Origin of the sequence: Parabacteroides distasonis ATCC 8503 (assembly GCF_000012845.1) — a bacterium.
In the GTDB taxonomy this organism is placed as follows: domain Bacteria; phylum Bacteroidota; class Bacteroidia; order Bacteroidales; family Tannerellaceae; genus Parabacteroides; species Parabacteroides distasonis.
In genome coordinates this window covers 3,662,617-3,675,015 of record NC_009615.1, presented here as the reverse complement: position 1 = coordinate 3,675,015, position 12,399 = coordinate 3,662,617, and the positions used below count along the sequence as shown (strand labels likewise).

General features: G+C 41.9%; 5 protein-coding genes. All 5 read right to left on the bottom strand.

The window, feature by feature from the left end:
* Positions 1-9: 9 nt before the first annotated feature.
* The 5 genes from BDI_RS15300 to BDI_RS15280 all read right to left on the bottom strand — a co-directional run bounded on the left by BDI_RS15300 (position 10) and on the right by BDI_RS15280 (position 12,358).
* Positions 10-2,166: a family 43 glycosylhydrolase gene (locus BDI_RS15300; RefSeq protein WP_005860287.1), complete on the bottom strand. Its 2,157-nt coding sequence runs from the start codon at positions 2,164-2,166 to the stop codon at positions 10-12.
* Positions 2,167-2,306: 140 nt separating this feature from the next.
* Positions 2,307-4,472 (bottom strand): glucoamylase family protein, encoded by a 2,166-nt coding sequence (locus BDI_RS15295; RefSeq protein WP_011967128.1) that lies wholly within the window; start codon positions 4,470-4,472, stop codon positions 2,307-2,309.
* A gap of 118 nt (positions 4,473-4,590) precedes the next feature.
* The gene (locus BDI_RS15290; protein WP_011967127.1) at positions 4,591-6,090 is read right to left on the bottom strand and encodes a RagB/SusD family nutrient uptake outer membrane protein; all 1,500 of its coding nucleotides are present in this window, start codon (positions 6,088-6,090) and stop codon (positions 4,591-4,593) included.
* A 21-nt stretch (positions 6,091-6,111) separates the two neighbouring features.
* A complete protein-coding gene (locus BDI_RS15285) occupies positions 6,112-9,165 on the bottom strand; it encodes a SusC/RagA family TonB-linked outer membrane protein (protein WP_011967126.1) in 3,054 nt (1,017 codons plus the stop codon).
* 334 nt (positions 9,166-9,499) lie between these two features.
* Positions 9,500-12,358 carry a triple tyrosine motif-containing protein gene (locus BDI_RS15280; RefSeq protein WP_008773160.1) on the bottom strand — a complete coding sequence of 953 codons (2,859 nt, stop codon included), beginning with the start codon at positions 12,356-12,358 and terminating at the stop codon, positions 9,500-9,502.
* Positions 12,359-12,399: the final 41 nt, after the last annotated feature.

Below are 12,399 nucleotides of genomic sequence, written 5' to 3'. Positions count from 1 at the left end.
TTAAAATAGTTATCGTCTCAATACTTTACTCATCGGTGAACGGCCGCTCTCTCCCAATGCCTCGATCGAGAAATAATAGTCCGTATCCTTATCCAAGCCTCTAAAATCGTACATCGTATCTCCCAGTACCGTGATACTGTTGTACAATTTATCCGGCGCTATACCATAATAGATATTGTAAGCGTACGCCTCTTTTACCGGCTCCCAAGTGATCATCGCATTCCGCTTATCCGCTTTTGAGCGTTCCACCTTTAAGTTCTTAACGGCGGCGGGAGCTTCTCCCAAACCATTTCCAAAAATACGAAATCCAGACATAGCGAAGTTGCCCGAAGGCACATGTTCGTTCACTATTTTCAAATAACGGGTTTTTAAAGGCTCACGCAACTCGATATAGTCGTGCGGAACGTCCTTGTCGTTATCGCTCTTATCGACTACCAATTCCCAATTTTGTCCATCTATAGAATGATAAATACGATATTGATGATACAAGTCCATCGCCTTATTATGCTGTACGGCTCTATGCTCGTAATAGTTCAACTGGATCGCACGTACCTCTTTCAATCCCTCTAAAGAGATCTGGAGCCATTCACCCGGCTCTCCCGAGCGGGCGGACCAGAAAGTACGCATGCTCTCATCCGTTACATTCTCTGGTACTAACGTACTATCCATGGAAGAGGCCATCACCGGTTTTCCATACGATAGCAACATCCAGCCGGAAAACGTATTCGCGATATCATCTACCTTCCCTTTCGGCGTAAGCAAAGGATAGTCCCCGAAAGCGGTGTTCGAATACATCACGCCATCCTTATCGAATGCCGTAGGGTACAAACCAATACGACGCTCAAACTTATATTTCAAAGAAAGCATGCAAGTAGCCACATGCCAGTAATTACCATACGCATCCTCGAAAGTACCACCATGGCCGGCACCTTGTACGAAACCTCCCGGCTTATAGCTCATCGGGTTATGTTTCTGGTAGGTGAACGGGCCCATCGGTTTGTCGGATACATAAACTCCATCCGCATAGACCTTGAACTCCGTTCCCGGCGCACCGTATTGGAAATAATATTTACCGTTATGCTTGGTCACGAAAGCTCCTTCCGTAAAAGGCGCTAAAGTCGTACTATCGTCATTGTTCATCCCGAAACGTTCCCATCCGTGTTCTTCCGGGCGCAGCATCATGATCTCTTGGATCTTGCTGATCGGGTGGAAATCACGGCGATCCAATTCCACTCCCTTCAAAGCGAACTCATTACTTGAACCATAGTACATATACAAACGTCCGTCATCATCCAGCAAAAATGCCGGGTCCCAACTAGGAAGAGCCGTTTTCTCCACATACCGCTTGAACTTTCCGCTTTTCGGGTTCGTACTATACCAAATAGGCAATCCCGCATAGGTAGAACCGGTATAGAACAAGGTATCTCCACTTACGAAAGCGGCCGGAGCGCACAAGTCGTCATCTTCCGGATAACGTTGGAAACCGGCGAATACAAACTCCCAATTACTCAAGTCCTTGGAATAATAGAATCCGGCTTGATTCGTGGCGAAAAGGAAATATTCCCCTTTATACATGACCATCATCGGATCAGCCGTAGAGCGGAAAGAGCCATTCTTCACCAAATCCGGCAGATTCGCCCGGAAGCAGTAGCTCAAATTCATCGGGTTGCAATAGGTAGAGGGATGATCGGCCGTAGCGTCGAACCAGCGGGTGGCTTGCTGAGGAGCTTTTACCCGTACATCACGAGGATCGGCCTCCATCCGGATATCTATTTTCGTATCGTTATCGCCAAACGTGCGATAAGCGTACTTCATCCCCGGATAATACACGAATAACTCATGATCGTAGCGGCTTGCTTGTATCTTATAATAGCCTGTCGCATCGGTGGTATAATGAACCGGGCTAGCCGTGAACATCACTGTAGCGCCTTCCAAGGGCTTGCCGTCCGGTCCGGTAATCGTACCTTCCAGAAAATGCTCTGGGGATACGGTAATATAGTAATCGCTTACCTGCCCTTTGATCACGATCACGGAATCTCCCCGCTCGTTTACTTGAGCGTTTACGGTAGAGACCGCGAAGAAAGAGGCAAGGAGTGATACGAGCATACACTTATTGTAGGCTTTTAAGGAAGCGCTAGAAACTCCTACGTCTTTCCGGAAAAACATGTACGTGTTTTCCGAAAAAGACGTACATGTTTCCGAGAAAACACGTACATGTTTTTTCCAAGAAGCGATAGCCCTATTTATTCTATTACATGCCAGCATATTATGTTCAAGATAAGTTATTGTTGTTTTTTGTCGCATTATTATTTTATGGATTGAATCTTTTGGATACCTTTCTGGACATCCGGATGGCTCATGAAAAGGTTCCACAACAGATTCGTACGGTAATTCTCGATCATAACCGTTACAGGCGCTTGATTCAATCCCATAAATAAGGGAGATACCCAATTTACAGTCAAGTTGAAAGCATCCCGGAAACCGTACTCACCCCATAAGAAGCTGCCGTGGTTACGATAATAATTCCGCAAGGCTTTCATGGAAGCGTCCGGCGTATAAGGGAAAGAAGCCAGAGCGCCCGTAGGTGCCATCGTTCCGTTATCCCTGTGCGGCATCGGCTCCTGAGCTTGATAGTTCCAAGCGAAATCGCTGGCGGTCAATCCCCAACAATCTTCTCCATAACCAACATACCCCCCTTGATTCTCGATACAATACCGTTGATTGATCTTTGCCATTTTCTGGTTGTTCTCGAAATAATTCGTGTACTTATCCGTGAACTTATGTGGGTCCAGCCCGAGATAGGAGTAATGGATAAAGAAAAGAGGACCTCCATTAGAGACACCTACTTTCAAGTTCTCCCCATAATAAGTATTGCCATTCGTATACATCTTACCATCTTCTACACGCCCCCAATCGGCACGGTATTCTTGCGCATACTCCTCTTGGCTGGCCCAGCCGCTATAATACATCTCCGGAGAGATTCCGTATTTCGGCCCCATGATAGCCAACATATAGGTAATCATGGTCTCATTCCAGCCGATCAATTTATGATTGATCACCCACGCCTGATCTGGAGACCAGTGCCAATATAGATATGGGCTGTCCTTAAATTGCTTATACCAGCTCCATTCCACGTTTTTCCATAGATTATCGATGCTCTTACGGATTTGTTTCTCCTTGTCATTCTCTTGGTTGAAATATTGACGAGCCGTTAACAGCCCTTGGAATAAGAAAGAGGTCTCCACCAAATCACCTCCATTATCTTTCGGGCCGAAGAAAGCGACTGTCTTCCCGGTTGTCCCATCGATAAAGTGAGAGACCGCCCCATGGAATTTATCCGCTTTCTCCAAGAAAGAAGTGATTTTCAAGAAACGCTGTACGCCCTCTTCCCGGGTGATAAATCCCCGTTCGATACCCGCCACGATCGCCATGATACCGAAGCCGGAAGCCCCGGTAGCGATCATATCATTCCGTCCGGGAATATTCTCACGGGCAAGACCGCTGTTCGGCTCCGCTCCCTCCCAATAATAACGGAAGTTCGCTTCCTGTACCATATCCAGCAATTGCTCGTCCGTCATTGGATAGGTAGTGGCCGAGACTGTCTGGGAATCATTGGATTCATTCAGCGCATAATCCACGGCCGTCACCTTATAATAAGCCTTTTTACCAACCTCTCCCAAGAAATCAGTATAACGATTCATCCAAGGGCGGCGGACAGCGACCGGCTGGTAAGTGATCCCGTCGAAAGAACGGTAAATGCGATAGTATTTTATATCCTCCTTCGATTGAGGAATCCATTTGATATCGATATGACGCTCATACGCCTTGGCTTCCTGCAAGACCGGAGCGTTTAAGGCACTTACCGACGGGAGGGAAGCCGGCAAAAGCTCTATATCGTCCAGATAAATCGTATATTCGTTTCCATCGGCCGTACCGGGACGAAGGGCTACGGCCGCTAATTTCTTGATGTTCGTATCGTTCACGGCGTTTAATCCGAAATCCTCCAATGGAATGGATACGGGATGCCATACGCCGGGACGTGTATCTTTCAGATAATTTCTCAGGTTTAGGTATTGGGTATACGTGCTGTCCGCATAACGAATAGCGATATTGGGAAGAGCGGCAGCATTCATGCTCTCTCTCAACCGCACTTGCATAGAGAGCGTAGAGGGCTCACGAAAGAAGTCATTGCCACGGACCGGGCAATATTGTATCTCGCTATACCAATCTCCACCGGGAGCGGATACATAGGTAAGCTCCAAGGAATTGCCGGGCGTAAAAGCGACAGAGCCGGCAACCGGAAGATGATGTCTCGCATTTTTAATCCAAGAGGGTGAGGTATATTTCGCTTGAGAATAAAAGTAATCCCCTTTCATCAAGCTATTCTCGAAGAAAACATAGTCGTAAGGTTTCTCCACCGCTTGCAAGCTGGCGGATAATAAGAGAGTAGTTAGTAATGCGATGTGTTTCATGATGCTGATATTTATATAAATAAAGATATGATTTGAGATAAAATAGGCGGTGCCAAACGGGTTGACACCGCCTTGCCAAACTACAAAGGTCTAGTAAATAATGAGAATCTTATATGAATCACTCAGAAGCAGTCTCTGATTCAAAAGGAACAGGATCAGCCTCTAAATTTGCATTTAAGTCAATCTGATCTTGTGGTATCGGATAATACTCATGTTCCCCTTTGACAAATCCATCCAACTCTTGAGTAGCACGATCTGTACGAACCAAATCAAAGAATCGCTCTCCCCATTCGACAGCCAACTCTACTTGACGCTCCTCTAAGATTTGATCTAAGGTAGCATTCGTCAGCGGAGCCATTCCCGCACGTTCACGAACCAAATTCAATGGAGCATCTCCACTTTGCCCTAAACGAACTCTTGCTTCCGCATTCATCAATAAAACATCGGCATAACGGAACACTCGGATATTATTGTTGTCACCATAATTCAAACGACCTTCTGTCATTTGATTTGCTGGCGTATAAGCCTTACCATTGTAAACAGTAGGCTCCTCACCTGTCGCTGGCTGGATATAATCACCATCACGAGTTGTTTCCCCTGTTTTTAAGAAAGTTGTTTCCGCACGTACGGTCTCACCACGTTTTGTAAATAAATCTTGTATTTTCTGAGTTGGCTCCATAAAAGCCCAGCCCGAGATAGGTGCCTCCCCGCGAGGACCTTGAAAGGAGAACCAGTTATCAGATTGTACAATATCACCACTACCTGTACCAAAATCCGTAAACTGATACTCTAATAATGATTCATTACACAACTTTCCCGGAATCTTAAACAACTCATAAAAATCATTATACAATTCGAACTTACCACTATCGATAATGTTATTCGTTAATGCCAAGACATCTTCCCATTCATTGTTATACATCTTTACTTTAGCTTTCAATGTCTCTGCCGTATATTTTGTAACCGCCCCCGGATGACTGGACTCATTCGGACGAATAGCAGGTAAATTAGCGATACAATAGTCCAATTCATCATACATATATTGCAAGACATCTTCTTTTGGACTCCTAAAAATACCTAATTCTTGATTATCAACTAAGATAGGCACATCCCCCCACAAGTTCACTAAATAGAAATAAGCCAATGCCCGGAAAAAACGAGCTTCCGCTTGATACTGAGCATTCAGTTGCTTATCATTCTCCGATGTCAGATGTTGAGCATAATTATCTAAAGAACTCAATGCCGAATTTACCAACGAAATTACATTATAATAATTCTGCCAAGTACCATTCAATGCCCAAAATGAAGACAATTGACCATATTGAAACTTACTAGCATACTCATATTCCATCTGGTCCGTAGGAGATCCTCCTTTATCCACATCATCACCACGAACAAGTAAACAACCATAAGTAGACCATGCCGCCAGTAAATTTCTTGATTTAGCATATATACCAGAAACTGGCATATACATATTTGCCGTATTAGAATAGTCCACAGACTCTACTTCTACAGAATTTTCTGGAATTTTATCCAAAAAATCACTACAGCTAGAAACTGTCAAAGAAAAAGCCAATGGCAACGCCCAAAGTAACTTTTTATTCAATATATTTTTCATATAATATTTAGTCTTTAAAGATTAATAAATAATACGAACTCCGAATGTATAAGAAGACGATAGTGGATAAACTTGCTCATCAAATCCATAAGATGTTGAAGACAAGGATTGTGTACCATCCGCATTAACACCACTCATCAATTCAGGGCTAAAACTATTCGCCTTGAAAATTGTCAATGGCCTATCAGCCGTCAAACTTAAACGAATGCTAGGCATCTTAAATTTACCTAAATCCTTTTTCGGAAAAGTATATGCTAACTGTATATTTTGGATACGGAAATAAGAACCATCCTCTACGAAGAAAGAGTTAAAGTTAGCTATATTCCAAGCCTTTACAGAGCCTTTCGCTGATGGATAGTCATTTGTAGAACCTTCACCTGTCCAACGATTCTCAACTTGATCCGCATCATAATTCAGTTCAGAATGCCAACGTCGGTCGCCACGTTTACGATTTACGATCTGGTTTCCTGTCTGCCCCTGCATTACCATTGAGAAATCAAAATTCTTATAAGAGAATCCTAAATTAATTCCATACGTGAAATTCGGGACATAAGAGCCTAAAATCACACGATCTTGCGCATCAATCTTACCATCTCCATTTTGATCAACATATTTGAAATCACCCGGTTCAAGGCCATTGGCCACCGCAATCGGATCTGCGGCAATCTCTGCCGTATTTTGATAAACACCGGCTAACTCATAACCATAGTAGGAATTCAACTCACTACCTACACGAGAAATTGTACGGAACTCCGCAGAACCTCCATAAATATAAGGAGCTCCATCTAAACTTTTCACTTCATTATGTAAAGTCGTAATATTACCACCTATATAATAAGTAAAATCCTTACCAATCTTATCAGACCAATTCAATGATAATTCAACTCCCGTATTCAAAATCTCTCCACGGTTACCTAACAAACTACCATCCCCTAAGCCCATTGGTAATGGAGCATCAATTACCGCATTCTGTGTTAAACGATAATACCAATCAGCCTCTAAGCTTAAACGGCTATTCAACGTACGGAAATCCAAACCAACATTAGTTTCATTTACTGTCTCCCAACCTAACCAACTAAAATAGACCAAATTTGTATATCCCGGTATAGCTGAACCTCCGAAAATACCAGTCGTAGTCATATCTTGGGTAACAGACGCGAAACCATCACTTGCTTGGATCTTATCATTACCTAATTTACCCCAGCTAGCACGAAGTTTTAAATAGTCAATCCATTTTTGATCCTTCATAAAACTTTCCTCTGAGATATTCCAAGCTGCACCAACAGAAGGAAAATATCCCCATTTATCCTGATATTTAGAAGAACCATCAGCACGCATTGTAGCAGACAACAAATATTTTCCTTGATAATCATAAGAAATACGGCCAAACCAAGAAACACCGCGATAAGTCGTACCATCATCTCCGGTCGTACGTCCATCCGCATTACCTTGATTTAAATAATAGTACTCTTCAAAACCTTCGGGAACTCCTGTCGCATTTCCCCAAAGATTACGCCAATTCTCCTCACGAACTGAGTTTCCCAACATAGCCGTCAAACCATGATCACCAAATTGATCTTTATAAGTCAAAGTATTATCAACAATATAGCTCCAATATGTATCATTCTGTTTCTTTAACGTTGAAGTAGAAGCTGCTTGCGTACCACCTACTCTATATTCCGGAGTGAATGTACGAACCTGCTGGATATTGACATCTTGGCTATACTGTGTCTTCCATACTAATTTATTATCAGGAAGCAAGTCCAATTGAGCATAGAAAGAAGGCATAATACGCAAAGACTTATTCTTAGAATCATAATAATTAGCAGCGGCGACCGGATTAGAATAGAATTCACTTAACCCGATCTGGGCAGGAGACGCATATTTTACCGGATAAGGATTCAGTGTACTATTTTCATCAAAAGCTGGCATAATTCCTGGCATACGAAACGCATGTTGCCAAACAGTATGATTTGGTATTATTTGATTTGAATTACTAAACATGATATTCGTACCCACCTTCAACCAATTAAATACCCGGTAGTCTGCCTGTGTACGCAAGTTCAAACGGTTATAGCTATTCTCCGCATCTAAAATACCATCCTGATACAAATAAGAAGCTCCGACAGAATAAGTAACTTTTTCCGTACCTCCGGAAATATCCAATGAGTGGTTATGTATCATAGCTGTACGAAGTAGTTCGTCGTACCAATTTGTATTCAAATTTCCCCATAACTTATTAGCTTGGTTTACCTTATCAATCAAAGTAGCATCGCCGATCTCATTCGCCATCATACGATACTGATCACCGCTAGCCATTTCTAACACATTCGTGGCTTTCTGGAAACCTACATAACCATCATATGTAATAGTAGCCGGGCGATTTAACGCTCCTTTTTTTGTCGTGATCAAAACAACACCATTAGCGGCACGCACACCATAAATAGAAGCAGCCGAGGCATCTTTCAAAATAGAAAGGTCTTGAATATCACTATTATTCAAGAAATCAATATTATCAAAAAACATACCATCCACCACATACAAAGGCTGACTATCAGCATTCATAGATCCAATACCACGAATACGAACAGATGGACCAGATCCTGGCTGACCACTGTTAGTAATCTGTACACCGGGAACCTTTCCTTGCAAAGCTCCCATTGGAGAAGTTGTCGCATGTTTTGTGATCTCATCGGCCTTTATCATAGTAATAGGCGCTGTCAAATCCTTAGCCTTACTCGTACCATAACCGATAACGACAACCTCTTCCAAGTTTTGCGTATCCTCACTCATAAGAACATTTACTACAGTCTGTCCGTTAACCGGAACTTCTTGTGTAGTCATACCTACATAACTAAATACTAAAGTCGCATTCTTAGGAACATTACTCAAAGTATAGTCTCCATCCATAGAGGTTATGGTACCGTTAGTCGTACCCTTAACCAAAACACTCACCCCGATAGCTGGGTATCCTGTGGCCTTTTCAGTTACCACACCGGTAACTGTCAGATTCTGCGCAAACATTGTTGTCGCGGCAAGTAACAGGCATAAACAAAGCATTAATTTAGCTTTCATTCATTCTAGTTTTAAAGTTGAACATTTGTTTTTACACTCATTATTAAATTTGAAGCAAATGAACACCCAAACCTAAAAAAGGGCAAATTTTTGTATACTTCAACACTACTGCAAGCCTTGCGCAAGCAGAAAATTACTACTTTTATACTACTGCAATACATATTAATTATCTTATTTTCAGTTATAATACATTTGTTAATTCAAAAGGAGAACATTATATGTTATTAAACACATCTCACTAAATATGGGAACACAAAAATGACAAGGAAAACTCATAGTTATGATTTTCTTATTTCATAGTTATGATATTTTTCATTCATAACTATGAAATTTCTTAGTGGAACTGGATCATGAAATCTACCAAGCTTTGCCCCTCCGGTAGATTTAGTTTTTTACGCAATCGATAGCGCGCCGCCTCGATACCACGTACGGAAAGATTTTGCATACGAGCCATATCCTTAGTTGGCATATTCAAACGTAATAAAGCGCATAATCGTAAATCGCCCGGAGTCAAATCGGGATACCGCTCTTTTAGATTCGTAAAGAACTTTTCGTGGATACGATCGAAATTAGTCTGGAAAATGGCCCATTCATCCTCGCCTGATATATTCTCTTCGATCATGCGGATGAGCTTATCGAAGAATCGTTTCGTATAACTTCCCGATAATTGTTGAGCTTGTATTTCCTTTTTTAGACCTTCAAGGAAATCATTATGAGAGATAACAGACAAAGTAGCACTGGCTAATTCCTTACTCTTATAAGTAAGGTCATTTTCTAATTTTTCATTCTCTAGCTTGACAATTAATTGCTCTTGCGCCCTCAATTGCTCTTCTTGCAATCTCTTTTGCTCCTCGTTAACTTTTTTCTCACGCATGACAATCCACATCGTATACATTCTCACTAATACGACCAGTATACATAAAAACAAAGCAAAATAGATGATCAGCGCCCACCAAGAGCTATAAAATGGACGTTCGATCTTGAATGGATAAGACAGAGAAGATAGCTCTTTTCCTCGATCGTCTTTCACAACCGCATGTAACACAAAATTACCATACGGTAAATTAGAATAAGTCCGTTGAAAATTACTGGTGCCTTCTATCCATTCATTATCAAACCCGTCCAGTTTATAATAGATCAGGAAACGGCGCCCCGTAAAATCCGGATACGAAAACTTAAAAAGAATCGTATTATAGCTATAACTCAATACGGACGCACCGGCTTCCGGTGCGTCCGCTCCCTTGCAAGGGAGCGGAGCGAACTCATTTTCATGCCGATTATAGGCCCTTACCTGCGACAAACTTAATGGAACTCGAGTCGTATCCACATAATTCCGGTATCTGTCATAACGAGCGATCCCCCCGTTTAGACAAAAATAAGACGTCCCGTCGGAAGCCACATAAATATTTCCCCTATCCTCTATGGTCGGATTATCAAACAAAGTAAAAGGAATACGCTGTTTTAACTGGAATCGCCCAGACTCATATCCTAACAATACATATTCCGAATTCCGGATAAACCAATATAAATCATTATTCAAGGAAACAACCCGATAGGTATCGCTTAACTCGGGAAAATCCTCATTCAACAAATCATAAGGAACGATCTTTCCAGTCAAATCCTCATAAGTATAAAACTTACTCCCATCCGAGAAAACAATACGTCCGCGTAATTTCATTACATTAATCGTACCACTCTCATTACCTTCCTCCAGTTTTCCGATATACTCCATCTCTTTCACGCTCCTCAAATCCTCATTCAAGCGAAGACGATAGATACCTTTATACATATGGCTAGCCCATATATTGCCGGTAGGGTCAACCTCAAACGATTTGATCAAATTAGAGAATCCTTCTACATTATGGCTAAATTTCCAACGATTAGTAACCATATCCCGGGTGAAAACACTGAGTGGACGGTAAGACATCTGGAGTAAAACTTCCTTTCCATGGATAATTGTCTTACGTAATGCGGTACCCCCTCCATTGGGCCCCGGTATCTGAGTAGCTTTTCGGCCCTCTAGCTGTAAGGTACCTGTATTATGTCCGGCAATCAGTTGATTTCCGACATCGGAGATATACCATGTCTGTTCTTGAGTACCGGGAATCAAGGTTGGATAACTATCATTCTCAGATAACGCATAAAGACCTTGGTTCGTAGCTAAATAAACAATACCCTTCTCTATCACCATATCATGCACCATACCAATCTGGGCCTCAAGCGGTTCATAAAAATAGATCGGAGAATTCACATGTATCTGCGCGATACCATTATCCAATGTAACCCATAAATTATCCGAATTATCAGCAAATACTCTCAATACCGTATTATTAATCAAGCCATTCTCCCGGTTGATATGCCACAAAGTTTCCCCCTGCTTATTAATCGCTACAACCCCATTAGAAATCGTACCCACAATAAAAGTAGAATCTTTCATCATGACTCCCCTGTTTGCGATCCCTTCCTTTAATATCTCATTGGCTGGTGTATTCCACACAGACAATTTTTTACGCACCTCATCATAGATAAAACATCCACTACGAGCCGAGACCAATAATAGCTGATGATCAAATGGCAAGACCGAAACCACATCATCCTCCAAAACCTTTTTCGATAGTAACTCTGTAAACTGGCCGTCATCCATTCGACAAAAGCTTCCTCCCTCCATGAACTGAACGTATAGATGATCGTCTAATGTGAAAATATACAATGGAGACAGGTCGGATACACCTTTTCTTACTTTTTCCCCGTCATAAATAAAAAAGCTCCGGAATGATTGAAAATAAATCTCACCCTTATATTCATTAATCGTCCAGAACTCATCATTATTAAGATAGACGTTCATCTCAGACGAACTGAGTGAATGATAAATCAGATCATTCTCGTCATCCATCTCAAAATACCCGAACTCCTCGAAAGAGCCGACATAAATACGTCCGTCCTTCGATATATACAAAGCACGGACACCTAGATTATTCGGTAATTTCACAAGATCCCAGTGAATACCGTCAAAAACCAAAAGCCCCCGGTTATTCCCAATATACATCTTTCCTCCCGGACCTTGGGAGACGGCCCAATTCTGGTTTCCCGCTTTGTAATCGCTTACGGAATAATTGATGATTTTAGGAATATAGGGTACCTTCGCATTCCCCGTTATACAAAACAACAAGGCAATAACGCAACAAATCAACATACGAACCAACGTCCTCTTAAGTATCTCCTTCACTATATAGT

Coding starts and splice junctions, on each gene's coding strand:
- BDI_RS15300 (WP_005860287.1), bottom strand. CDS start 2,166: ATGTTTTTCCGGAAAGACGTAGGAGTTTCTAGCGCTTCCTTAAAAGCC.
- BDI_RS15295 (WP_011967128.1), bottom strand. CDS start 4,472: ATGAAACACATCGCATTACTAACTACTCTCTTATTATCCGCCAGCTTG.
- BDI_RS15290 (WP_011967127.1), bottom strand. CDS start 6,090: ATGAAAAATATATTGAATAAAAAGTTACTTTGGGCGTTGCCATTGGCT.
- BDI_RS15285 (WP_011967126.1), bottom strand. CDS start 9,165: ATGAAAGCTAAATTAATGCTTTGTTTATGCCTGTTACTTGCCGCGACA.
- BDI_RS15280 (WP_008773160.1), bottom strand. CDS start 12,358: ATGTTGATTTGTTGCGTTATTGCCTTGTTGTTTTGTATAACGGGGAAT.